At 68.4% G+C, this 24,241-nt stretch carries 22 protein-coding genes and 1 pseudogene; 4 read left to right on the plus strand and 19 right to left on the minus strand.

Annotation, left to right across the window (positions count from 1 at the left end):
• From JOF48_RS12375 to JOF48_RS12390, 4 genes are all read right to left on the minus strand, one after another.
• Positions 1-1,125 carry a sulfate/molybdate ABC transporter ATP-binding protein gene (locus tag JOF48_RS12375; RefSeq protein ID WP_209681124.1) on the minus strand — a complete coding sequence of 375 codons (1,125 nt, stop codon included), beginning with the start codon at positions 1,123-1,125 and terminating at the stop codon, positions 1-3.
• A complete protein-coding gene (locus JOF48_RS12380; RefSeq protein ID WP_342591235.1) occupies positions 1,122-1,940 on the minus strand; it encodes an ABC transporter permease in 819 nt (272 codons plus the stop codon). Before JOF48_RS12380 ends, JOF48_RS12375 begins: the two co-directional genes overlap by 4 nt.
• A gap of 121 nt (positions 1,941-2,061) precedes the next feature.
• A complete protein-coding gene (gene modA, locus JOF48_RS12385) occupies positions 2,062-2,922 on the minus strand; it encodes a molybdate ABC transporter substrate-binding protein (RefSeq protein WP_209681125.1) in 861 nt (286 codons plus the stop codon).
• On the minus strand, positions 2,919-3,329 hold the full coding sequence (locus tag JOF48_RS12390) for a TOBE domain-containing protein (RefSeq protein ID WP_209681126.1): 411 nt from the start codon (positions 3,327-3,329) through the stop codon (positions 2,919-2,921). Before JOF48_RS12390 ends, modA begins: the two co-directional genes overlap by 4 nt.
• Before the next feature lie 628 nt (positions 3,330-3,957).
• On the opposite strand from JOF48_RS12390, the gene JOF48_RS12395 reads away from it, so the two are divergent.
• On the plus strand, positions 3,958-4,317 hold the full coding sequence (locus tag JOF48_RS12395; RefSeq protein WP_209681127.1) for a hypothetical protein: 360 nt from the start codon (positions 3,958-3,960) through the stop codon (positions 4,315-4,317).
• Positions 4,318-4,344: 27 nt separating this feature from the next.
• On the opposite strand, the gene JOF48_RS12400 is transcribed toward JOF48_RS12395, so the two are convergent.
• From JOF48_RS12400 to JOF48_RS12410, 3 genes are all read right to left on the minus strand, one after another.
• On the minus strand, positions 4,345-5,022 hold the full coding sequence (locus JOF48_RS12400) for a hypothetical protein (protein WP_209681128.1): 678 nt from the start codon (positions 5,020-5,022) through the stop codon (positions 4,345-4,347).
• Positions 5,023-5,132: 110 nt separating this feature from the next.
• Positions 5,133-5,909 (minus strand): PspA/IM30 family protein, encoded by a 777-nt coding sequence (locus JOF48_RS12405; protein WP_209681129.1) that lies wholly within the window; start codon positions 5,907-5,909, stop codon positions 5,133-5,135.
• Positions 5,910-6,169: 260 nt separating this feature from the next.
• Entirely contained in the window at positions 6,170-8,200 is a 2,031-nt protein-coding gene (locus tag JOF48_RS12410; protein ID WP_209681131.1) for a TPM domain-containing protein, read from the minus strand.
• 270 nt (positions 8,201-8,470) lie between these two features.
• Here JOF48_RS12410 and JOF48_RS12415 point away from each other — a divergent pair, with 270 nt between their 5' ends.
• The gene (locus JOF48_RS12415; protein WP_209681133.1) at positions 8,471-10,453 is read left to right on the plus strand and encodes a trypsin-like peptidase domain-containing protein; all 1,983 of its coding nucleotides are present in this window, start codon (positions 8,471-8,473) and stop codon (positions 10,451-10,453) included.
• Positions 10,454-10,633: 180 nt separating this feature from the next.
• Here the strand turns inward: JOF48_RS12415 and JOF48_RS12420 are convergent, their stop codons facing one another.
• From JOF48_RS12420 to JOF48_RS12435, 4 genes and pseudogenes are all read right to left on the minus strand, one after another.
• Positions 10,634-11,986, minus strand: coding sequence for an FtsX-like permease family protein (locus tag JOF48_RS12420; RefSeq protein WP_342591236.1), 1,353 nt, complete (start codon positions 11,984-11,986; stop codon positions 10,634-10,636).
• Positions 11,987-12,189: 203 nt separating this feature from the next.
• Positions 12,190-12,840, minus strand: a pseudogene (locus JOF48_RS12425) (ABC transporter ATP-binding protein); the annotation flags it as partial.
• Positions 12,841-12,996: 156 nt separating this feature from the next.
• Positions 12,997-14,064, minus strand: coding sequence for an FUSC family protein (locus tag JOF48_RS12430; RefSeq protein ID WP_209681137.1), 1,068 nt, complete (start codon positions 14,062-14,064; stop codon positions 12,997-12,999).
• A 143-nt stretch (positions 14,065-14,207) separates the two neighbouring features.
• Positions 14,208-15,161, minus strand: coding sequence for a LysR family transcriptional regulator (locus JOF48_RS12435; RefSeq protein ID WP_209681139.1), 954 nt, complete (start codon positions 15,159-15,161; stop codon positions 14,208-14,210).
• 216 nt (positions 15,162-15,377) lie between these two features.
• Between JOF48_RS12435 and JOF48_RS12440 the strand changes: the two genes are divergently transcribed.
• On the plus strand, positions 15,378-16,169 hold the full coding sequence (locus tag JOF48_RS12440) for an electron transfer flavoprotein subunit beta/FixA family protein (RefSeq protein WP_209684507.1): 792 nt from the start codon (positions 15,378-15,380) through the stop codon (positions 16,167-16,169).
• Positions 16,170-16,179: 10 nt separating this feature from the next.
• Entirely contained in the window at positions 16,180-17,148 is a 969-nt protein-coding gene (locus JOF48_RS12445; protein ID WP_209681141.1) for an electron transfer flavoprotein subunit alpha/FixB family protein, read from the plus strand.
• Between the two features lie 142 nt (positions 17,149-17,290).
• On the opposite strand, the gene JOF48_RS12450 is transcribed toward JOF48_RS12445, so the two are convergent.
• From JOF48_RS12450 to JOF48_RS12485, 8 genes are all read right to left on the minus strand, one after another.
• Positions 17,291-18,103, minus strand: a complete 813-nt coding sequence (locus JOF48_RS12450) for a class I SAM-dependent methyltransferase (protein WP_209681143.1) — start codon at positions 18,101-18,103, stop codon at positions 17,291-17,293.
• Between the two features lie 46 nt (positions 18,104-18,149).
• A complete protein-coding gene (locus JOF48_RS12455) occupies positions 18,150-18,623 on the minus strand; it encodes a tRNA (cytidine(34)-2'-O)-methyltransferase (protein WP_209684509.1) in 474 nt (157 codons plus the stop codon).
• A gap of 88 nt (positions 18,624-18,711) precedes the next feature.
• Positions 18,712-19,323 carry an SRPBCC family protein gene (locus JOF48_RS12460; RefSeq protein ID WP_245346518.1) on the minus strand — a complete coding sequence of 204 codons (612 nt, stop codon included), beginning with the start codon at positions 19,321-19,323 and terminating at the stop codon, positions 18,712-18,714.
• Positions 19,324-19,328: 5 nt separating this feature from the next.
• Complete coding sequence (locus tag JOF48_RS12465) at positions 19,329-19,694, minus strand: ArsR/SmtB family transcription factor (protein ID WP_209681147.1); 366 nt, start codon at positions 19,692-19,694, stop codon at positions 19,329-19,331.
• Positions 19,695-19,810: 116 nt separating this feature from the next.
• Positions 19,811-20,803 (minus strand): J domain-containing protein, encoded by a 993-nt coding sequence (locus JOF48_RS12470; RefSeq protein WP_209681149.1) that lies wholly within the window; start codon positions 20,801-20,803, stop codon positions 19,811-19,813.
• A gap of 151 nt (positions 20,804-20,954) precedes the next feature.
• Positions 20,955-21,713, minus strand: a complete 759-nt coding sequence (locus JOF48_RS12475; protein ID WP_209681151.1) for a pyrimidine reductase family protein — start codon at positions 21,711-21,713, stop codon at positions 20,955-20,957.
• Between the two features lie 240 nt (positions 21,714-21,953).
• On the minus strand, positions 21,954-22,895 hold the full coding sequence (folP, locus tag JOF48_RS12480; RefSeq protein ID WP_425353717.1) for a dihydropteroate synthase: 942 nt from the start codon (positions 22,893-22,895) through the stop codon (positions 21,954-21,956).
• On the minus strand, positions 22,895-24,163 hold the full coding sequence (locus tag JOF48_RS12485; protein ID WP_245346519.1) for an NAD(P)/FAD-dependent oxidoreductase: 1,269 nt from the start codon (positions 24,161-24,163) through the stop codon (positions 22,895-22,897). Before JOF48_RS12485 ends, folP begins: the two co-directional genes overlap by 1 nt.
• Between the last annotated feature and the right edge of the window lie 78 nt (positions 24,164-24,241).

The following is a 24,241-nucleotide window of genomic DNA, read 5'->3' on the forward strand; positions in this document are numbered from 1 at the left end:
TCAGGCGGGGTAGAGGCGGACCTCCGCCGCCTTGACCACGAAGAACACTTCCGCGCCCGGTGCCAGTCCCAGCTCGGCCACGGCGGCGGGGGAGACGTCGGCCGCGAGGGCCCCGGCCCGGACACGGATGTGCCCGCCCTGCGGTTCCAGCTGGTCCACCACCACGGCAAAGCAGTTCCGCGGGCTCCCCGCCGGTGGTGCCAGGAACACTGACACGGCCGACGGCGGGAATGCGGCCATGCCTTCCGGCCCGCCTTCCGCCCGGGGTGCTTCGGCAGCCAACCCCTGGGTGTGCAGCCCCGCGAACCCGTCACCCACGGGAGTCCCGCCCGGGCCGGCGGCAGGCTGGCCGGCGACCCGCCCGCCGTCGGACATCATGAGGGTGGTGCCGGACAGGGTGCCGGTGAGCACGTTCAGGCCCGCCAGCGAAGCCGCGAAACTGCTGCGCGGGTGCGCCAGCACGGCGGCCGTTGGGCCCGATTCCACGATCCGCCCGCCCTCCATGACGATGATGCGGTCGGCGAGCATGAGGGCGTCGAGGACGTCGTGCGTGACGATGATGGCGCGGCGCCCGGCCAGCACCCGCTTGAGCAGGCTGCGCAGGAACGGGGTGCTGTTGACGTCGAGCGCGGCCATGGGCTCGTCGAGCAGCAGCAGCGACGGTTCGGTGGCGAGCGCCCGGGCCAGCGCCACCCGCTGCGCCTGCCCGCCGGAGAGTTCCGCGGGCATCCGCCGGGCAAGTTCGACGGCGTCCACCTCGCCCAGCCAGCGGCGCGCAGCCTCGCGGCTTTCACGCCGGGAAGCGCCGCGGCTGCGCGGGCCAAACGCCACATTGTCCAGCACATTCAGGTGCGGGAACAGCAGCGGCTCCTGCGCCAGGACGCCGACGCCGCGGGCGTGCGGGGGCAGCCACCTGCCGGGTCCTGCGCCGGAAAGCTCGAAGAGGGTGGTGCCGTCGAGGACGGCCCGGCCGGAGTCGGGCTTGAGCAGCCCGGCGAGGGACTGCACCACGGACGACTTGCCCGCGCCGTTGGGGCCCATGACGGCCACTGTTTCCCCCGGTTCCACGTGCAAGGAGACATCCACGTTGCGGGCGGCCAGGACGGCCTCCAGTGTCAGGCTCACGGCGCGACCTCCTCGGCCGTACCGGACATCCGCCCCGAAGCGAGTGCCCGCAGCGGGGATTTCGGCACCCGGTACGTCACGGCCACCACCACGACGGCCACGGCAATCAGCAGAAAGGACAGGGCCACGGCCGCTTCGGGCGAGGTTTCGCGCTGCAGGTAGATCTCCAGCGGCATGGTCCGGGTGACCCCCTGCAGGCTGCCGGCAAAAGTCAGGGTTGCGCCAAACTCGCCCAGGCTGCGGGCAAAGGCCAGCACCGCGCCGGAGATGAGTCCCGGCAGCACGAGCGGCAGCGTGATCCGGCGCAGCACCGTGCCGGGCCGGGCGCCCAGTGTGGCGGCCACGGCCTCATACTTCTGTCCGGCGGTGCGCAGGGAGCCCTCCAGGCTGAGCACCAGGAACGGCAGGGCCACAAACGTCTGGGCCATGACCACGGCCGTGGTGGAAAACGCGATGCTGATGCCGGCCAGCTCCAGCGAGCGCCCAATGAGCCCCTGCCGGCCAAAGGTGTAGAGCAGCGCCAGCCCGCCCACCACGGGCGGCACCACGAGCGGCAGCAGGATCAGGGCACGCAGGATCCGCTGCCCGAAAAACTGCGCCCGCGCGAGCACCAGCGCCAGGGGGACGCCAAAAAGAATGCACAGCACGGTGCTCGCGGCGGCCGTCCGCAGGCTCAGCAGCAGGGCGGCCACCGATGACTCCGAGCTCACCAGCCCCCAAAATTGCCCCCACTGCACCTGCGCCACCATGCCGGCCAGCGGCAGCAGGATGAACAGCGCGCCGAGCGCCGCCACAACGTAAATCCAGGCTGGCACCCCCGTGTACTGCCAAGGACGACGGCGCGTCCCCCGGCGGGTGCGCCCGTCACTCGGGCGGGTGGCGGCGGAAGCCGCCGCCGGGGCACCCGGGCGCGCCCCGCCGTCGTGCTTCCCGGAATCAGGGGGCGCCAAAGCCGGCGTCCTGGAGAACCTTCTGCCCCTCGGCGCCCGACACGAGATTGATAAATCCCTGGGCCAGCTCCGGCGCCTTGGTGCCCTTGACCTCGGCGATCGGGTAGAGGTTGACGGTGGGCTTGTCGAGCCCGAGGGGGATGGCCTTGACCTTGTCCCCGGCAGTCTTGGCGTCGGTGACGTAGACCAGCCCGGCGTCGGCCTCGCCCGAGCTGACCTTGCCCAGGACGCTGGTGACGTTCAGTTCCTCGCTGACGGGGGTGAGCGTGAGCCCGGTGGCCTTGGCGTCGGACGCGCTGGCGGCGCCGCACGGGACCTGCGGGGCGCAGATGACCAGCTTTACGCCCGGCTTGGCGGCGTCGGCGAACGAGGTGATGTTCGCGGGATTGTCCGCCGGCACCACCAGCGTCAGGACGTTGCTGGCGAAGTCCCTCGGCGTGCCCGCCACGAGGCCGGCGTCGCTGAGCTTGGCCATGTTGGCCTGGTCCGCGGAGGCAAAAACGTCCGCGGGGGCACCCTCCTTGATCTGGGTGACCAGGGTGGAGGAGCCGTCAAAGCTCAGCGACACCTTGACCTTGGGGTTTGCCTGCTCGAATTGGGCGGCCAGTTCGGTGAAGGTGCCCTTCAGGGAGGCTGCCGCGAAGACGTTGAGGGTGCCGGCCAGCTCTGCCGGCGCGCTGGGGGACGACGGCGGCTGGGTGGCGCCGGGTGCGTTGTCCCCGGCGGGTGCGCAGGCGGCCAGGGCCAGCGCCAGCACGGCGCCCAGTGCGGCGAGGCGGCGGTATGGGCGCCGTTTGGCGGTCAGAGCCGGCGGCTGCGCGGCCTGTAGGTTTTCGGACTGGTTCATGAGGGATTCCCCTTTGCCGGAACTTCGATGATGACGTTCGTTGACTTGACCACGGCGGTGGCGACCGATCCGGGCTCCAGGCCCAGGTCACGGACGGCTTCGCTGCTCATGAGCGAGACCACGCGGAATGGGCCGCACTGCAGCTCCACCTGGGCCATGACCTTGTCCATGACAATGTTCGTCACGAGCCCCACCATGCGGTTCCGGGCGGAACTGCCCACGCCCGCGGGATCGTTGGGTAGCTGGGACTGTTTCTTGGCAAGTGCGGCCAGCTCGACGCCGTCCACCACCATCCGCCCCTGCCCGTCCTTGGCGCCGTGGAGCGTGCCGTTCTCCAACCAGCGGCGCACGGTGTCGTTGCTGACGCCCAAAAAGCGGGCCGCCTCGGAAACGCGAATCTGTGTCATATGACCGACTATAGACGCATTTGCGGAGCATTGTGCAGAAAATCGTCTCTTATGACTCTTTCGTGGGAGCGGTGCTGATGTCGCGGTCCACCGCGTTTTCGGCACAAGGCCGTGCGTCGAGACAGGGGCAAAACTTCATGCAGCGTGGCCCGTATCGCCGAAAATGGGCCAAACACGCGAGGGAGGTGCACTACCTACACCTATCTCGCGGTCTTTGCCCCGGGTCGGTGATGACGGCGGGTACGCGCGGCGCGTTTGGCCCCGGCTCGGCGCCCGGGTCAGCGGAAGAGTCGCACGAGCCAAAAGATCCGTGCACCCCTGGCGCGGCCGGGCCATTCCCAGCACCGCGGCCAAGAGCTGCGCAACGGAGAGGTGCTTCTTCGCAGGCCGGTCCGCCGGCGCCCCGCGGGTCGGGTTCAGGAGTCCGGCCCGCTCACCACGCGTAGTCTCCCGGTGCGGTCTTGGGGCGGGGAAGCTCTGGTTCGGCCTGGCAAGGGACGCTTCATCGAGCGAAACCTCCAGGGCGTGAAGCCCTGCCGCCATTTGGGCGGGCGGTGCCTGGGAGCGCAGGGCCGGCAAGGGCGGGCCGCGGGCTCCAGGGCACCAATGCGCAGGATAGGTTTGCACAATGGGAAAACGCTGCCGGGACGTGCTGGCCATTGCTGTTTCCGTGCTGGCGGTTGCCTGGGCGGCCAATTGTGGCATGGCCTTCTTGGACGAGGGGAGAACGCCTCCCGACGCGGCGTTCCCAGCCCTCCCTGGTCAGGCCGTCGTGAAGGGTATATCGAAGGACTGCGGTTCGGGAGGATGCTGGAGCGAAATGGCCGTTGACGTCGGCTCGGCCGATGCAGCCGGCAAACTTATCGAGGCGCTGAACCTGTCTCAGGAGCACTGCAGCCCGAGGAGCCTGCTGACATTGAACCGGACGTGCACCGGTGCCAGCCAGATGGGTGGCGAGGTGCGTGTTTTCCTGCGTTACTCGTATTGATTGGTTTCGCGGTGCCGAGGGCCCGCCTCAGTAGCCGGCTGCAGGCGCCTGTTCGATGTAGTTGATGATGAGGAAGCCGTCGAAGGGCACCAGTTCCACGTACCAGCGGGTGGGTTTGGCCAGCCCGGCCCAGTCCGTGGGATCCGCCGGTGTGCCAGGAGCCGGGTGGTAGATGGCGTCGAACTTCAGGAATGTGCCGTTCTCCGTGGCACTGGAGGAGATTTCCTTGAGCAGCTCAAAGCGCCCCGGCGAAACTTGTTCCCCGGTGCCGGCCGCCAATGAATGGCGCAGGGATTGGGCCGTGAGCTCCTGCTGCCCGGCGTAGTAATCCTGCCAGGCCGCGTCGGTGTGCGTTGTGAAAATTGTTTCCGAGTAGGCAATCCGGGCTTCTTGCGCCAGCCCGTCCACGCATTTGTCAGCCTCGGAGCCGTTTGTGCCTGCCCAGCCCTTGACGATGTCTGTCCCTGCATTCACCCATGAACTATAGGATGCCAAGACATTGGCGATTGATTGCTCTGGGGTGCCTTCGGGGATCCTGGTGGCCTTGACCGGGTCCGGGGGCAGCACCGGACAGCCGGTGCCAAGGATCGATTCCGGGGTTTGGCTTGGCAGCGGCAGCTCCGGGCCTGGCGTGCATCCGCCCAGCCCGCCCACCAGCGCAAGGCCGAGCACCGCCGTCGTCATTGTCTTGAAAAAACTGCCCACTGTTCCCTTTTTCCATAAAACATGGTGCCTGCAAAAAACTGGCGGCCCCGGACAAAAGTCCGGGGCCGCCCGTGCGAAAAGCTCAAGCCACGGCGCAAGGCGCCAAAAACCTACAGCTTGTCGAAGTCGGCTTCGTTGATTGCAGCCGGGGCGTTCAGCGCTGCGGGTGTCGGCGAGCCGCCGGCCTTCAGGGCCGCAAGGCGTGCCTCGATCTCGGTCTGCTCGCCGAGGTCTTCCAGGGAGTTGAACTGGGCGTCCAGGCTGGAGGCGGCGAGTTCCTGCTGGCCGCGCACCTTGGCCTCTTCCCGGCGGATCTTTTCCTCGAAGCGGCTGACCTCGCTGGTGGGGTCCATGATGTCGATGCTCTTGAGGGCGTCGTGCACCTGGGTCTGGGCGGCGGCCGTCTTGGAGCGGGCGATCAACTCATTGCGCTTGCCGGCAAGTTCGTTGAGCTTGCCCTGCATCTGCTGCAGCCCGGTCTTGAGCTTGTCCACGACCTCGGTCTGTGCGGCGATGTTCGGCTGGGCTGCACGGGCCTCGCTCTCGGCAGACATCTGGCGCTGCAGGGCCACCTTCGCCAGGTTGTCGAACTTCTGGGCGTCGGCGTCATTGCCGGCGGCACGGAACTCGTCGGCCTTGCGGCTTGCGGCAAGTGCCTTCGAGCCCCAGTCCTGCGAGGCCTTGACGTCCTCGTTGTAGTCTTCCTCGAGCATTCGCAGGTTGCCGATGGTCTGGGCCACGGCCGTCTCGGCTTCCGAGATGTTGGCCTTGTAGTCGCGCACCATCTGGTCAAGCATCTTCTGCGGGTCCTCGGCGGAATCCAGCAGCGCGTTGATGTTGGCCTTCGCCAACTGCGCGATCCGGCCGAAAATTGACTGCTTTGCCATTCTTTTCCCCTTTGTTCTTACTCGAAACATCTACTAAATCCCAGAATCAGCTGTCAGGTACGTCGGTGAAGCACTTTGAGTCTAAAGGACCTGCTGCCATTCTTGCTTGACATGACATGCCGGTGCAATAGTGCCGTGTACGACGCCGGATCCCGCCTTGGGTGCCCGGCGCCGCCTGCCGCCGCGGTTGCGGAAAGGACGGCTTCGCATCGGCGGCCAGGCGGGCCGGGAACCGGCTGACCCCCTGCCGGCACCGCCGGCTAGAAGTTGCCGCCGCTGCCGCCAAAGCCGCCGCCGCCACCTCCGCCGCCACCTCCGCCACCACCGAAGCCGCCGCCGCCTCCGCCGCCGAAGCCGCCCCCTCCGCTGAAGCCCCCTCCGCCACCGCCGGAGAGCATGCCGCCGATGATGCCGCCGAGGATGGCCCCGCCCATGCCGCCACCCATGGATCCGCGGCCGCCACCGTAGCCCCCGCCGCCGCCGAAGCTGTCCACGTCATTCTGCGCGTATTGGATGGCCTGTTGTGCCAGCTGCTGTGCCTGCTGCGCATAAACAAGGGCGTTGACGGGGTCGGTGCCGGCGATGGACACCGCGTACTCAAAGTTGCGCTCGGCCTCGGACATCCTGGTCCGGGCCGCCGAGCCCACGCCGCCGCGGCGGGCCGCAATGAAGTCCTTGGCTGCGGAAATGTTGGCCTGTGCCCCGGCAAGTGCCTGCTGCAGTGCCGCCTGTGCCCGCAGCGCCTGCTGCTGCTGGTCGCGGATGCCGGTGAGGAGTTCGTCGAGCTGGCCGTGCGCTGCCTGCACGGCGGCCAGCGCCACCAGCGGGTCGGTGCGGCCCGTGGCGTCCATGCGCACCTCGTTGAGGCTTTGTTCCGCGCCCTGGACGGTGGGGGAGTAGCGGGCAAACTGCTCCGAGGCCACCATGGACTTCGCCTGCTCGAGGTCGGCCAGTGCGGCCGGGAGCGCCGTCGCCAGGGTTGCCGCGGCCTGATCCAGGCTGGCTTCCGTGTTGGCGATCGCCTCGAGGAGGACCCCGCACTGCAGCAGGCTTTCCTGTGCGGCCCGGACGGCCACGGCGGCCGAGGCGGTGTCGGCTGCTGCCAGCTTTTCATCGGCATTCGCGGCAGCAGTCTGCACAAAGTCAAGGCGTTCACGCGCCTGGGTGATGTTGTCGCGGACCGGTTCCACGGCGGAGTCGGCATACTTTTGGGCGAGGGTCGCCAGCTTGGATTCGGCCGCGGCCAGCGCACCGCCCATCTGGGCATGCTCTGTGCGGATGCCGGCCAGGACCTGCCCCGCCGTGCGCTCGAGCTCGCGCAAACCGTCAAAGGAGGCCTTCTCGGCGTCGAGCGCGGCGTTGGCCTCTTCGCTGCGGGCGATGATCTCGCCCAGCCACGACCGCTGCTCCTCAATGGTGTCCGGAATTTCATCGTCGAGCTGCTGCTGGAGCTTGAACGACTCGCTCAGGTGCGCCTTGGCGCTGTCGAGCGCAGCCTGGAACGGCTTGACGGCCTCCTCGCCGTAGGACGCCTGGGCAAATCCAACCTCGTGCTCGCTGACCTTGATGGCGTCGTCCGCGGCGATGAGCAGCGAGCCGGCCTTCGTGCGCAGTTCCTCAATGGTCATCCCGGCGTTCGGATCCAGTGCCTGCCCGTCGCTGCCGTAGCCCTTCGCCGTGGCCTCGGCCGCGGACTTTTTCCGCCGGCTGCGCATGTACAGGGCCGTTCCCGCACCGCCAACCACGACGGCGCCGCCGACTCCCAGCGCCACGTAGCCGCCGGTGGTGTTCGGCACGTTCCCCTTGCCGCCGCCGGCGGCATCGCCCAGGGCCCCGGCCGTGTCAATGGCGGCCTGTGCCCATTCCTTGGAGGACAGGCGCGGCTTGAGCACATTGGTCTGGATGTACTGGTTCTTTGACTCAGGCACCATGCCGGTGTCGGCAAACAGGGCGTACTTGCCGTCGTTGACGGCCACCACCATCAGCGCATCGCCTGTGCCCAGCTGCTTCTTCTCGGCGACCTGGGTGCCCCACTCCTCACCGGTCTGTCCGTCAAAGGAATCCACGTAAACCACGAAGAAGGTCATGCCGTGGTCCTGCGCCAGCTTCGCGATGGCGGCCTGGACTGCTGTCTTGTCAGACCCGAGCACATTGGCGTTGTCAACGATGTAGCTGCCGTTGGGAATGTCAACAGGGGGTTCGGCAGTGGCGGCGCCGGCCGGGCCCAGCATCAGAAATGCCAGGGCAAGCGCCGCCAGCAAGTGGGAAAACCTCTTCAACCGTGCAAACATTGCTCACCTTAGACATGGAACCGTTGTGGATATCGGCCTGCGTGCTTAATACGAATACACCACACGATACTATGGCCCTGTTAGCCACGGTGGCCTTGTGAAACTGTGCCGTGAAATTGCCTGCCAGGCCCCGGTATTGCGCCATACTGAAGGGGTGCGAACCTTCACAGCTGACTTCCAGCGAACGTTCGTCAAGGCTCCAGCTGCAGCCGACAAGATGAATATCAATCAAGCAATTCATCACCGAGGTTTTCAATGAAGGGGAAACTGATGAACCAGAACAACGGAGACCAGAACATCAACAATGGCGAGCAGCCCGAGGCCACCACACCCGCGACCCCGGCTCAGGATGCCGATGCCGTGAACGCTGCGGCACAAGATATCTCCGGCGAAAATACAGCAGCTGCGGACACGTCGGCCACCTCGGTTCTGCCGCACCCGGCACCTGAGTCTGCGGACACGTCGGCCACCTCCGTGCTGCCGCACCCCGCTGCCGAAGCCTGGCAGCCCGCAGCGCCCGCCCAGCCTGCCGCCACGAACCAGCCCTTCGAAAGCCCGGCAGCCCAGGACGCCCCCGCTGGATACCCGGCCCCGGCCACACAGCCCTTTGAGGCACCCGCAGCCCACGCCGCCCCGGCAGCCTACCCGTCGGCCCCGGCACACTCGCCGGCCCACTCATCCCCGGGCACAAACACGGCCGGGGCCGTCCCAGCCCCCGCCGCACCTGCAGGAACCCCGGCCGCAGCCTACGCGGCACATGCAGCCGCACAGAATGCAGCACAACAGGCAGCGGCCGCACAGCATGCCGCCGCACAGCAGGCAGCAGCCGCACACGCCGCCCCGGCCCCGGAGGCCACAGCTGCAACGCAGGCCATCCCGGCCCCGGAGGCAACCCAGGCGCTGCCCAACCCCTGGGCGCAGCCCGCACCGTCACCCCACCTCGGCGCACATGCGGCGCCGGGACAGGCGGGACCCGGCTATCCGGCGTCGAACGCGTACCCCCAAACACTGGCACCCGCGGTGACCGCCAAGTCAAAGGACCGCAAGAAGGTGGGCATGGGCATGTTCACCGGCGGAATCCTCGCCGCGGCACTGGTTGGCGGACTCGTGGGCGGCGGCTCGCTGTACCTGCTCGACCAGCAGGGCGGCAGCCAGGTTGCCAGCTCCAACAGCCAGTCGGCACCGCTGATTGTCAACAACCCCAACTCCGTCAACGAGGTGTCGGCGGCCGCGGCCAAGGCCATGCCGTCCGTGGTGACCATCTCTGCCACCAGCGGCAACTCCGGCGGCACGGGCTCGGGCATCATCCTGGACAAGGAAGGGCACATCCTCACCAACACGCACGTGGTGACGCTGGACGGTGCCGCTGCACACGCCACGATCGAGGTCCAGACCAGCGACGGCAAGGTGTACCCGGGCACGATCGTGGGCACCGACCCCCTCTCCGACCTCGCCGTGGTCAAGATTGACGCACCGAACCTGGTGCCCGCCGAGCTGGGCGAGTCCAGCAAGATCAACGTGGGCGACACCGTCATCGCGATCGGTTCGCCGCTGGGCCTGAACGGAACCGTCACCGACGGGATCGTCTCCACGCTCAACCGCACCATCCAGGTGGCGTCCTCGGCCGTGCCGGAGAGCCCCAGCGACAGTTCGCAGACCCCGAACGACGGCGGCAACGGCTTCCAGTTCTCCCCTCCCGGCGGCGGGCAGAACCAGAACGCGGCCACGGGCACCGTGAACCTGAACGTGATCCAGACCGACGCGGCCATCAACCCCGGCAACTCCGGCGGCGCCCTGGTCAACACCGACGGCAAGATCATCGGCGTCAACGTGGCCATCGCCTCCACCGGCGGCTCCTCCGACTCCGGCAGCCAGAGCGGCAACATCGGCGTGGGCTTCTCCATTCCGATCGACCATGCAAAGCGCGTTGCCCAGGACATCATCAAGGACGGCTCGGCCTCGCACGGCCAGCTGGGCGTCTCGGTCAAGGGCACCTCGGCCACCGGTTCCGACAGCGCCTTCTCGGCCGGCGCAACGGTTGCCAGCGTCACCTCCGGCAGCGCCGCCGACAACGCCGGACTGAAGGAAGGCGACGTCATCACCAAGCTGGGCGACCGGACCATCTCCGACCCCTCCGACCTCACGGCAGCCGTCCGCGAGCAGCCGGGCGGCGCCACAGTGAAGCTCGACTTCACCCGCGACGGCAAGGCACAGTCGGTGGACGTCACGCTGGACACCATGCCGGCCAACTGATCCGGCATCCCTCACGCACTGAGCCTGCGTACGGTTGGGAACGAATGGTGCGCCACTTCTGGAGTGGCGCACCATTCGCGCTTAACCGTGCGCATTCCCATCGAATGCCCGACGCCGGACCGGCCCGCCCCGGGCGTTTGGCCCGCGCGGGCGGGAAAACCCGGCGCGGGCCCGCGCGGGCTAACCGTGCGCGGGGGCGAGGGCGGCATCCAGCACGGGCTTTGATGCGGCCAGGCCCAGCCACACGAGCCCGATCCCGCCGGCCAGCACCCCCGCAATGACCACCAGTGACAGCGGGGCAAAGATGAGTGCCGAACCTGTCACCGGAAAAATGAGCAGCGCGGACAGGGCGGCAGAGCCAACCGTCACCGTACGGACGGGCCACATGAGCGACCGCCGGCGGGCCGCCTCCATGACGGATCGCGGCATGCCCAGCCGGTCAAGGCTCACATACAAGTCGCGCCGGTCCAGCACGGCCGCGGCCTGGTTCACGCCGGCACTGGCAGCCACCAGCAGGAACGATGCCACCACCGTGATCAGCACCCCGGTGCGCATGTCGTTGAGCAGGTTGGCTTCCGAGGCGCTGCCGGCCCCCGCCCCGGACACCAGCGCCAGGCCGGTCCCCGCCACAACCGCCACGAAGCTGGTCATGGACAGGGAGCTGACCTGCCGCCATGCAGCCTTGGGCGATTCCAGGATGGTCCGGGCAGACAGCAGTTTTTCCGGCGTCTGGGCCCGGCGCAGCCCGCGTCCGGCCAGCCACTTGAGCACAAACGGACCCATCAGGTTCAGCAGTGCCAGCCCGCCGGCCAGGGTGCCGCACACGATGACCACGACGATGGCCAGGGAGGCCGCACCGCTCGTTGCGGTCATTGCCAGATACAGCAGGACGGCGGCTCCAGCCCCGAGCGCCAGCCGCAGCCAGTGCACGGTGGGCGCCTTTTGGCGGGTCCGCACACCCAGCGGGGACAGCACCACCTGGCGCAGACCCACCGCTGCACTGACTGCGGCCAGCAACACGAGCGCACCAGCGGCCAGCAGCAGGACGCCCGGCGGCAGCCATAGATTGGACAGGCCCAGCGGCCCTCCCTGGAAGGGGATGAGCGCAACGGCCGGCAGGGCGGCCGCGTACACGGCGATGCCGGCCAGGATGCCCAGCAGCGCCACGAGCGTGGATTCAACAACGGTCAGCACCCCGACGAGGGCAGGCGTGGCGCCCATCAGCCGCAGGGTGGACAGCCGTTCGTCGCGTCGCCGGGCCGACAGCCGGGCCGCCGAACCGCCCAGTGTGAGCATGGGCAGCACCATGAGGGACACTGCCACCAGGGCCAGCATCTGGTAGGCGCCGGCGGTGCCGTAAATGTCTTCCTCCACGGGGTGTAGGAAGAAGCTCAGGGCCCCGGCCAGCACGATCAGCAGCAGGGCCGTGACCATGGCGAAGGCCGTGGCCGGCAGCGCCACCACCGCCTTGTTGCCCGGTGCTGGCCGGGACATCATCCAGAAAATGGAAAGGGTTGCGCGCAACTTGTTCACGGCTGCCCCACCCGGTCCGGCCCGGTTGCGGACGGCAGCGGCTCCGGCGCCTGCCCGGCCGGAGACAGTGGTGCCGGTGCCAGGGATGCGGGCGCCTGGCCCGCCGAGGGATGCACCGACATGCCGGCGGGCCGGCCCGGCAGCTCAGGTCCCGGTATGTCCAGTGCCGGCGCAAGGGGAGCCGACGGCGCAAGGGAGAGGACGCCGTCGTGCATGTACAAGGTGCGGGAGCAGCGGGCGGCGACGGTGGGGTCGTGCGTGACGAGGACAAGCGTGTGGCCTCGGCCGGCGGTGGCGCCCAGAAGCGCTGACATGACCTCCGCGGAGGTGTGGGAGTCGAGGGCGCCGGTGGGTTCGTCCGCGAAGACGATCCGGGCGCCGGTGACCTGGGCGCGGGCGATGGCGACCCGCTGCGCCTGGCCGCCGGAGAGTTCGCCGATGCGGCGGTTCTCCATGCCGGCCAGGCCGAGGTGTGCCAGCCAGGTGGCGGCCTGGGGTTCGGCATCGCGCCGGGGTATCCCGTTGAGCATGAGGGCCAGGGCGACATTTTCAATGGCGGTCAGCTCCGGGATGAGCAGTCCCGACTGGAAGACAAAGCCGAACTGCTCGCGGCGCAGCTTCGAGCGCTGGGTCTCGTTAAGCCCGGTCACGTCGGTGCCGGCGTAGTTGACGCTGCCGGAATCGGGGGCGGTGATGCCGGCCAGGGTGTGCAGCAACGTGGTCTTGCCGGAGCCGGAGGCGCCCATGATGGCCACGGATTCGCCGGCGAGGATGTCCACGCCAACGTTGTCCAGGGCGGTGCCTGCGCCGTAGCGCTTGGTGAGTGAGCGTGCGCTCAACAGTGGGGAGTTCATGCTTCAATTCTTCCGGGCTGGTGCCGCGGCGGCATCGGGCCGCAGTGGGAACCTCAGGCTGTGGCCTCCACCCGGGGTAGGAGTCCGAACAGGACCCGGGGCGTGCAACCCGCAGGGAGCAGCCGAACTAAAAACCGCCGGCTCCTTGCTGGATGCTCACGGCGCCCTGGGCAACCGCCGCCGCTGCGGCTCGGGGACGGCCACCGCAACCAGGATGCCTGAGGCGGCACCGATGACGGTCTCAACGACCCGGTCCGCGGCAAGCCCGAGTGGGTCGCCGGGAACAGCCAGCAGGGTCATGATGAGGATCAGCGGGGTAAAGAACGCCAAGGCCAGGCCGTAGTGGTGCTGCATGAACAGCTCCGTGGGATGCATGAGCAGCACCACTGCCACGGACAGGGCAGCGGTGCCCGGTCCCGGCCAGAGGACCAGGGCCGTGACGCCGACGCCGGCGAAGGTCCCCGCCGCGCGGTGGATTCCGCGCCGGATCCGGCCGTTGAGTGTCTCAGCCGCCAGCGGGACGGCCGCCGCCGCCATGGCCCAGTAGGGATGCCCAATCCCCAGCATGTGCCCCGTGGCACCGGCCGCAGCCACGGCCAGAAAGTAGCGGAGCGCGTGGACCAGCGCGGCCGCTGCCCCTGGACGGCTGACGGCGCGCACCGCACCGGGCTGCCATGACCGTGAACCAAGCCACCCGGAAAAGCCGACAAGCACCGAAAACGCCGCGGAACCGGTGCAGACGGCGGCAGCCGCCCACCACGGCACCGCTGACGGCACCGCCGCGAGCGCACCGAAGGCAAAAATGCAGAAGAACGGCCCCGTCGGTTTGAGCCCAAACCGGTCCGCCACCAGCGAGGCTGCGGCGGCCAGCAGCGCCTCAAGGCCAATCAGCGGCCAGGGGCCCGCCGCGGCTTCGGCGCAGAGAATGCCCAGCAGGGAACCGCCCAAAAGCAGGACGGCCGCCTGGCCCTGGTGGACCAGGCGCAGCTGGTGGGGTTCATCCCGGCCATACATCCCCACGAACGAGCCGAAGGCGGCGTAGATGATCAGCTCCGGCCGGCCGGCGGCCAGCAGGATCAGGGCGGGCACCGCAAACCCGGCTGTCACGCGCCGGGCAGCCCGCCGGTCGCCGGCTCCGGGCACGAGCGTGACGGGTCGGAGGACGGACGCCCGCCGGGCAATGAGCACGGCTGGGTGGATCGCGGTCAGGTGCGGGGCAGGCATGGGCGGCCTTCACGGTGGCAGGAGCAGTTCTGCCACCACTTTGGCGAACGAGCATCATAGACGTCAAAGAAGAGGTGGCTCTCGTTTGATAGGCACTGCCTATATTGGGGTGCTGTCGGAATGCGACTGCCCGCCCGCTGCCCCTAGTCCCGTGCCGGAGCGGGCCGGTGCTCCCCGGGACGCGGCACCAGTGGGAGCCGGGAGAAGAACTCCAGGTCCGCGTCCTCGGCGGCAGACACGAGGGCACTGGCCATCACGGTGGAAGGCTCCCGGTCCAGGGTGACAAGGCCCACCGGGACAGAGCCCTCCGGCCGGACCAGGGGAAGGGCCCGCACCGATGGCGGCAGCACAAACGCGAGGAGCCACGCGGCAGGCACGATGGTGGCCCAGCCGCCGGCCGCCACATGGGAAAAGAGGGAGGCCACGGAGTCGGTCTCCAAAGTGGGGGACGGCTGCACCCCGGCTTCGGCAAACATGCCGTCGATGCGCCGCCGGCCCTGCATGTGCGGGGCCAGCAGGCACAGCGGCAAGGCGGATGCCTCCGCCCAGGTGGCCTGCGGGCCGGGCAGCCAGCCCGCTGAGGCCGGGCAGAGCAGCACGTACCGTTCCGAATAGAGCGGGACCGCGTGGAACCCGTCCGGGAGCGGGTCCTTGATGTAGCTGATCCCGCCGTCCAACTCATTCTCAAGCAGCAGGCGGAGGATGTCGGAAGAGGCAAGGTCTGAAATGACATCAACGCGCGCGCCCGGGTTGGCGGCGCAGAACGGGCCGGTCAGCAGCGGTGCTGCGTTGGCCGCCGTCGGAATGCAGCCAAGGCGGAGCGTGCCGGTGACGTGTCCGCGCAGTGCGGCAACGTCGGCAACGAGTCCGTCCCGGCCCGCCAGTATCTGCCGGGCCCAGAGCACCACGGCCTCGCCCTCGGCGGTCAGGCCCCCAAACTTGTTCCCGCGGCGGACCAACGGCGCATCAAGCTCGGCCTCGAGCCGGCGGATGCCCTCGGACAAGGCCGGCTGCGACACGCCACAGGACGCGGCGGCACGCACAAAGTGCCGCTCGCGGGCCAGGGCCACCATGTACTCAAGTTGACGGAAGAACACACCACCGGTCTACAGCATGTCCGCTTCGGACGCCAACGAGCGCGCCCGCTGTTCGCCCGGAGTAAAGATTCGTCGCAGAAAATTCCGGCCCGCGCCGCCACGAACTAAGCTGTTGGGATAGGCCAAGGGCGAACCCGCCGCACCCTCCCGCAACGGGAGCGGCTGCAGCGCAACCAACCGTCCATGACACAAAGGACAGCAGTGGAAAACTCAGCACTGAATATTGTCGTACTGGTCAAGTATGTGCCAGACGCGCAATTTGACCGGCACCTGACAGGTGATGCTCACACGATCGACCGCAATGAGAGCATCCTGTCCGAACTCGATGAATACGCACTGGAAGCAGCGCTGGCCCTGACCGACGCCCGCGGCGGCGCCAAGGGCGGGAACACCGTCACGGCACTGACACTGGGACCGGCCGCCGCCGCAGCAGCAGTGAAAAAGTCGCTGCAGATCGGCGCAACGCAGGGCCTGCACGTCAGCGACGAGGCGCTCGCAGGCTCCGACGCCTCCGCCACCTCGCTGGTCCTGGCGGCAGCCATCAGGTCCCTCGGCAACGTTGACCTTGTCATCACCGGCATGGCCTCCACCGACGGCGAAACCTCCATTGTGCCGGCACAGCTCGCCGCCCGCCTGGGCCTGCCCCAGATCACCTTCGCCTCATCGGTGGAGCTGGACGGCGCCACGGTCACGGCCCGCCGCGACGGCGACGACTTCTCCGAGGAAATCCAGGCAACGCTGCCGGCCCTCATCTCCGTGACGGACCAGGCCAATGAGCCGCGCTACCCGAACTTCAAGGGCATCATCGCCGCGAAGAAGAAGAAGGTGACCACCGTGTCCCTGGCCGACCTCGGCGTGGCGCCGGACGCCGTCGGACTGGCCGGTTCCCTGACCCGGGTGGCCGCGGCAGCCGAGCGCCCCGCCCGCACCGCCGGCACCATCATCACCGATTCGGGCGACGCCGGCATCCAGCTGGTTGACTTCCTGGCCGCGCAGAAACTGATCTAAGGAACCATTCATGAGTGCAATTGTTGTTTACATCGATCAGCTCGACGCCCCCGGCAAGCTGTCCACCACGGCGCACCAGCTGCTGACCCTGGCCCGGGCTGCCGGCGAGCCCGTGGCCGTTGTGGCCGGCCCCGCCAGCCCGGAACTTCTCAGCGAGCTGGGCGCCTACGGGGTTGCCCGCGTGCTCCACTCCGAGCAGCCCGAGCTGGGCCAGTTCCTCGTGGCCCCCAAGGCGGACCTGGTGGCGCAGGCCGCCGCGGCCGTGTCCGCCTCCGCCGTGCTTCTGGACAACAGCGCCGCCGGCAAGGAAATTGCGGCCCGCGTGGGCGTTGCGCTGAACGCCGGCGTCATCACCGATGCTGTTTCGGTGGCGGTCGACGGCGGGACCCTCCTTGCGCACAAGTCTGTCCTTGCAGGGTCCTGGACGGTGGAGGCCCGGGCTGCTTCGGCTGTTTCGGTCATCAGCGTCAAGGCGCACGCCGTGGAGGCGGCCCCCGCACCCGAGGCGGCCGTGCCCGCCATCGAAAGTGTGGACGTGGCCTTTGCCCCGGCCAGCCTTGGCGCCCGTGTTGTCTCCCGGACTCCGCGTGCCGCCTCCGGCCGGCCCGAGCTGGAGGACGCCCGCATTGTGGTGGCCGGCGGCCGCGGCGTCGACGGCGACTTCACGCCCATTGAGGAACTGGCGGACGTGCTTGGTGCCGCGGTGGGTGCCTCGCGTGCCGCTACCGATGCCGGCTGGATCTCGCACGCCTCGCAGGTGGGCCAGACCGGCAAGAAGGTGTCCCCGCAGCTGTACATTTCCGTGGGCATCTCCGGCGCCATCCAGCAGAAGGCCGGGATGCAGACGTCCAAGCTGATTGTGGCCGTGAACAAGGATGCGGAATCGCCCATCTTTGAGATTGCCGACTTCGGCATTGTGGGCGACCTCTTCAAGGTCCTGCCGCAGGCCGTGGAGGAGATCAAGCGCCGCAAGGCGTAGCCCCGGCGGCGTCTCCCCCGTACTGGGGAAAATGACACCGATCCCGCCAAATGATCCCGGAATTCGGGCTTCATTTGGCGGGATCGGTGTCATTTTTGCTGGAGGGCGGCGTGGGTCCTGCGCCGAAAGCCAGCCGGCCCTGTCAGCTGTCGCGGCGAGGGACCGAGGCCGTGGCGATCATGGCGTCGGAGTTCATTTCGCTGATGGGGCCCACGGAGGCCATGAAGTCGCGGCGGACCCGGGCGATGGCCTCGGGGTCGCGCGGCAGCAGGGTGCGCCAGCCACTTCCCATGACCAGGCTCCAGGCCATTTCGTCGTCCACGGTGAGGGTCAGCGGATGCGTTGACACGCTCACGTCCTCCAGCCCGCGTTCCTCCAGCCACGCGGACAGCTTTGCCACGGAGGCAACGCGCGCCATGTTCTGGTTGGGCAGCGGCACCACGCCGGCCAGCCGGGGGCGTTCCTTGACGGCGGCGTCCAGGATCAGCCCGGCGAAGGGCTCCAGGGCACCCTCCACCCAGGTGCTGGACACGAGCCGGCCGCCGGGCCGCAGCATGGAGGCGAGGTGTTCAATGCCGGCCTCCATGTCGGAGAAAAAGAACATGCTGTAGGAACACAGCACGGCGTCAAAGGTGCGGTGTCCGCGCCATTGCGTGACGTCGGCTTCCGTCAGGGTGGTGTTGAGGATGCCGCGCTCGGCCAGGTTGGCCGCCGCGATGCGCAGCAGCCCGGTGGACAGGTCGACGCCGTCGACCGTGCCGCCGGGGCCCACCGCAAGGGCCGCCGGAAGCGTCGCCGCACCGGTGCCGCAGCAGGCATCCAGGACCTTTTCGCCGGGTTGCAGCACGGCCGCCTCGGCAACGTCGCGGCCCATGGGGTCCCAGAGCTTGTCGGCCCAGGACTCAAATTGCAGGGCGCCGTCGGTGAACGCCAGGCCGGGATCGCGAGCGGACATGCATGCCTCCAGTTGGTGGTTGGGAATGGGCCGTGGCCCGGGAAAATCAGGCGTTCAGCTGGGCCCCGGCGAAGCCGTTCTGGCGCCATGCCTCGAACACGGCGATGGATGCGGCGTTGGCGAGGTTCAGTGACCGCAGCGCCGGGAGCATGGGCAGGCGGACGCGGGCGGTGATGTGGGGGTCGGCCTTGACGTCCGCTGGCAGGCCCGTGGATTCGCGGCCAAACATGAGCACGTCCCCGGGCTGGTAGGCGATGTCCGTGTAAGCGGCCTCACCGTCGGAGGTGAAGGCGTAGACGCGCTCCGGGGCCAGTGCCTCCCACGCCGCCTCGAGGCTCTTGTGCACCGTCACGACGGCGAGGTCGTGGTAGTCCAGCCCGGCCCGGCGCAGCTTGGCATCGGAAAAGTCAAAGCCGAGCGGCTCCACCAGGTGCAGTTCGGCGCCGGTGATGGCGGCCAGGCGGATGGCGTTGCCCGTGTTGCCGGGAATCTCGGGCGTCAGGAAGAGGATGCGAAACACGATTTTCATCCTACCGCCTGACGTCCGGGCCGGTTGACGGCGCCCGGCCCACCCAGGGCGGGACGGGCGCCGTCGGGCATGGCGGGGATCAGGACGGCAGGACCGTGTATTGCGCGAGGGCGGCCTGGTGGGCACCGGCAATCTCCTCGGCGCTGGCCGTGCCCGAGGACTCGATGGCTTCCTTCCAGCCGGCGATGGAACCGCGGTTGAACTCCACCACCTCAGGGGAGTTGGCGGCTTGTTGTGGATCGCCAATGAGTTCACCGCGCAGGTGGATGGACAGCCCGAGCAATGCGCCGTCCCAGCCCGGGCCGACAAACAGGGCGCCGGCCCCGCTGCCCGCCATCGCCACGGGGACGCTGTGGGTCAGCTCGAGCGTTGTCCTGCCGCCGTCCTCGGCCAGGCGCAGGTCCACGATGCTCTCGGGGCCGCCAAAAGTCACCTGAAGGTGTACGGGGCGGGCGCATTCGAGGATGTCGCCGCCGGCGTTGCCCTCGAGCTGGAACGTGCCGCCAGCCTTGAGGTCGCCGCTGATGGGGTAGAACCACCGGGGGATGCGCTCCGGATTGGTCAGGGCGTCCCACACGTCGTCCGCCTCGGCCGTGTAGCTGCGGCTGACGGTGACGGAAACGGTGCCGCTGGAACCATTGACGGCCACGTTGCGGTGGATGGCTGCGAGCTCTTCGAGCATGTCAAACATGGTGATCATTCCTTCGTGGTGGAGGGGTTTGCGGGGGAGCGTGTGGTCCGCCGTGCGCGGCGGCCCCTGGCCAGTTCGGTGCCCAGTGCATCCAGGCGTCCCGTCCAGAAGGCCCGGAACGGCTGCAGCCATTCGTCCATGTCCTGCAGGGGTGCGGTGTCCACGGAGTACAGGCGCCGCGTCCCTTCAGCCCGGACGGTGGCAAAGCCGTTCTCGCGCAGGACGCGCAGGTGTTGGGAGACGGCCGGCTGGCTGATGTTGAACTCCTTGCCGATGGCGGCGGCAACGGCACCGGCGGACTGCTCCTCGAGAAGGAGGAGTTCCAGAATCCGCTGGCGGACGGGGTCGCCGATCACATCGAATGCGTGCATGCCCCATTAATATCAGCCATTGTTTATATAAGTCAATGCTTATTTAGAATGCCCGACGGCGCCCGGCCCACCCGAGGCAGGCCGGGCGCCGTCGGACATTCCAGGCGGGAAGGGCGTCAGTACATGCCGCCGAGCAGCCGGTCCAGGATGGACAGGTCAACCGCATTGGGGGAGGGGCCGGCGGCCAGAAAGTGCTTGACCTCGCGGGTGAAGCGGGCGGCGTTGGCGACGTTGACCGTGCTGGAGCCGTCGGGCGCGGTGCCGCGGGCGTAGTCGATCACTGGCTCGAACAGGTTGCCCGTGTTGCTGTGCACGCAGACCCAGGCGGTGACGTTGCATTCGGGGAACAGTTCCTGGAAGGCGCGGGTGGCCGGGATGAGCTGCGGCGGGGCCACCACCTTGCTGCCGTGGACCAGGGTGGAGCCGTCCCAGCGGAACGCGCCGTTGGGGACCAGCATGGAGCCGATGACAGCCATCCGGTAGCCGGACACCAGGACGTGGTCCACGTAGCCGGCGCCGTGGGGTGCCGTGAGGCCGTTGATGAGGCGGGCCGCGGGGATGCCGGGCAGCACCTGCTGCATGACCAGCTGCGCCGTGCGGGCCTCGCGGGCCAGTCGCGAGGAGGCGCCGAAGAGGCCGCGCTTGCGGGGCGCCCCGTGGACGGGCTGGGCGGCGGCGGGCCGGGGCATCAGCGGTGTTTCGCCGGGCGCGAGCGACTCGTAGGCGGGGAGGTATATGGCCGGATCGCCCGCCGTGGGGCGCGGGCCGGAGGTGCGGCGGGTGCTGAAGCCGGGGCCTTGTGCGAAGCCGGCGCGGCCGGGGGAGCCGTAGCTGCCCCGGTATCCTTCGCGGGCCTGGGCGTGGGCGCTGCCGGCGGCGGGTGCTGCGGCCGGGCGGCCCGATGCGTACGACTTGTCGTAGGCGTGGCGCTTGGCCGGATCGACCAGGGTCTCGTACGCCTCCGTGATTTGGCGGAACACGGCCGGGTCGCCGCCGCGGTCCGGGTGCGCAATCTTGGCCGCCTTGCGGTACGCGATTTTCACGTCCCGTTCCGTGGCGGTGCGCGCCAGTCCCAGCACCTGGTAATGCGTGAGGAACTTTTCGCCCACGGGAGACCTTTCAATCGTTGCTGCCCATCAGCGCACAGTCTATCCGTCCCTCCTGCGCCCTTCCCGACATCTGTGGCGCAGCAGATGCAGTGGAATGGGCTTTCCGGAGCCGATCTTGTGCATCATCTGCGTCACAGTCGGAAAAAAGAGGTTATTGGGCGGGGCGGACGTAGCGCAGGAACAACATGGAATCGGCCTTCAGGACGCGCGCCAGCTCCATGCCGCGCACTGCCTCTTCGGTGTGTGCCCCGTGCGCGATCCTGCCCGCGGCCCCGCCCACCAGCACCGGCGACACCGTCAGGTTCAGCTCGTCCACCCGGCCGGCCGCGGCGAAGCTTCCCAGCAGTGTTGGCCCGCCCTCGGAGTGGATGTTCTTGAACCCGCGCCCGGCCAGTTCGGCCACGAGCCGGTCCACATCCAGGGACTCGTCGCCCACATTGACGACGTCGGACACCTCCGACAGTGCCTCCCGCCGCTCCTGCGGCGCGCTGGCCAGGGTCAGGACCAGGGGCCTGACGGGTGCCTGGGTGAACACCTCCAGCCCGGGGTCAAGGTTGAGCGAGCCGGAGACGATGGCCAGCGGAGGATGGGGGTCGAGCCAGTTGTCGGTGCGCCATGCCTGGGCTTCCGGGCCCAGGAGGTCCCCGCCGTAGCCTTCGGAGCGTATGGTTTGGGCGCCCACCAGGATGACGTCGGCGGTTTGGCGCAGCAGGGAGAAGACGCGCAGGTCCCAGGGGTTGCCAAGTTGCCCGGACCGGCCGTCCACGGTGGCGGCGCCGTCGATGCTGGCGATGAAGTTGAAGCTGACCCACGGCCGGCTGCTGCGCCGGTTCTCCGGCGGGGCGGCGAGGAGGTCATGCTCCAGGACGGCGCTGGAGAGCACTTCGGGATCGGGGAAGATTCGTTCCATGGGCGGGCTCCTCAAATGTTCCCCCAACGCTATCGCAGCAATGGCCGGAAAATCCTGGACCCCGTCGCAGCAATGGCCGGAAAATCCTGGACCCCGTCGCAGCAATGGCCGGAAAAACCGGATCGCTGTCGCAGTGTTCCACCGTCGCGTCGGTGGAAAAGCTGTCGCAACTGCCTGTGTGTGCGATTGGGTCGGTGGAAAAGCCGCCATTGCTGCGACAGCGTCGGGTGGGGGGGTGGGTTAGCGCTTGGCCGGGTGGGCGGGTTCGTTGATGTCACCCATGTTGTGCTTGAGGTAGGCGGGCTCCCGCCACCCCAGCACGGCCTCGGTCATGCGGATGGCGGAGTTGGCGGCGGCTACATTGTGCATGCGCAGCACCCGGGCTCCGCCCAGGATGCACGTGACGGCGGTCGCGAGGGAACCGGCCAGCCGCTCCTCCTTGGGCTGGGCCAGCGTCTCGCCGATGAAGTCCTTGTTGGAGACTGCAGCCAGTGCGGGAAAGCCGAGGGCGGCAATCTCGTTGAAGCGGCGCGTGATCTCCAAGGTGTGCAGCGTGTTCTTGTTGAGGTCGTGCCCGGGGTCGATGATGATCTTCTCTGCAGGCACGCCCAGGGACAGTGCCAGCTCAATCCGGGAGGACAGGAACGCAGCCACCTCCGTGACGACGTCGTCGTAGTAGGGGCGCGGATACACGGTGCGGGGGGTGGCGAGGGAGTGCGTGATGACGATGTGCGCCCCGGTTTCAGCCACCACGGAGGCCATGTCCGGGTTCGACAGGCCCGTGGTGTCGTTGATGACGTTGGCGCCGGCGGCGATGCTGCGCGCAGCCACCTCCGGCAGGAACGTGTCCACGGAGATGATGACGTCGCTGGCCGCAGCCACTGCCGCAATCACCGGCACCACGCGGTCGCCCTCCTCCTCGGCGCTCAGCGCCGGGCCCGGCGCAAAGGGGACGCCGCCGATGTCCACCCAGTCGGCGCCGTCGTCCACGGCCGCAAGCGAAGCGGCAACCGCCGCATCCAGCGCAAAGGTGGCTCCGCCGTCGTAAAAGGAGTCAGGGGTGCGGTTGATGATGGCCATGAGCGCCACCTGGCGGCTGAAGTCCAGCGTGCGCGGGCCGAAGTGGTGGACGGGGTGGTGCAGCGGCGGGGTGTAAAAGGGGGCGGCGTTCATACCCTCCATCAAATCTCCTCGAGCGGGGTTTTGGGGTCAGCCAGCTTTGCCGTGTCGACCTGCCGCCGCGAGGAGATGAGCGACTTGATGGCGTCCTGCACGTCCCAGATGTTCACGTTCATGCCCGCCACGACGCGTCCGTCCAGCACCCAGAAGGCGATGAATTCGCCGGTGGCGGTGTCGCCGCGGACCACCACTTGGGCGTCCTTGGTGAGTGCGCCGAAGCCGGAGTACTCCATGCCGAGGTCGAATTGGTCGGTGTAGAAGTAGGGGATGTCGTCGAGTACGGCGTCCTGGCCCAGCATGGACTTGGCCGCGACCTTGCCGCTGGCGATCGCATTGGCCCAGTGCTCCGAGCGGGCGTAGGCGCCGGTCACGGGGTGCATGGCGTTGGCGACGTCGCCGGCCGCGAACACGTCCTCCGCCGAGGTGCGCAGCGACGCGTCCACCTCGATCCCGTTGTTGATGGCCAGCCCGGCGTCCTGGGCCAGGCCAATGTTCGGCACCACGCCCACGGCCACAATGACAATGTCGGCGGGCAGGGTGGCTCCGGTGGTGGTCAGCACGGAAGTGACGTGCCCGTCCGTGCCCTGGATTTCGGCGGCACTGGCGGGCAGCTCAAAACGGACGCCGGCCTCCTTGTGCCGGTTTGCGAACACAGTGCCCAGCTCGGCGCCGATCGCCACCGACAGCGGCACCTCCTCGAGTCCCATGAGCGCCACGGTGTTGCCCAGCTCGGTGGCCGTGGCGGCAATTTCCATGCCGATCCAGCCTGAGCCGATCATCACCACGTTCTTGCCGCCACCTTCGAGCAGGGCATGCAGGCCCACGCTGTCGGCCTTGGTGCGGAACGTGTAGACACCTTCAAGGTCGACGCCGGGAAAGGGGATCCGGCGCGGGGCGGCACCTGTGGCGATTAGCGCCTTGGCATACGGCAGCGTGGTCCCGTCGGAGAGTGTGACGGTGTGGGCGGCGGGGTCAAGGGCCTTGGCGGCGGTGCCCGTCAGGACGGTCACGTTGTTTTCCGTGTACCAGCTTGCGGGCAGGGGCAGGAGTGCGTCCTCGCCCTCCTTGCCGGCCAGGAAACCCTTGGACAGCGGCGGGCGCTGGTAGGGGATTTCCGGTTCGTCGGCCACGATGGTGACGGCGCCTTCGTATCCTTCCTTGCGCAGGGTTTCGGCAGCGGTGGCTGCGCTCAGCCCGCCGCCGATGATCACCATTCCGGGCGCCTTGGAAGATGCTTCAGGTGTGGTTGCTGTGCTGGGTGACTGGTTCATGTCAAGAAACTCTTTCCGCTGGAAATCTGGTGTCTCAGGTATGAAGTCTTGTCCGCCTCTGAAGGCGCCGGCAAGGCT

This window comes from Arthrobacter stackebrandtii, from assembly GCF_017876675.1.
GTDB classification, from domain to species: domain Bacteria; phylum Actinomycetota; class Actinomycetes; order Actinomycetales; family Micrococcaceae; genus Specibacter; species Specibacter stackebrandtii.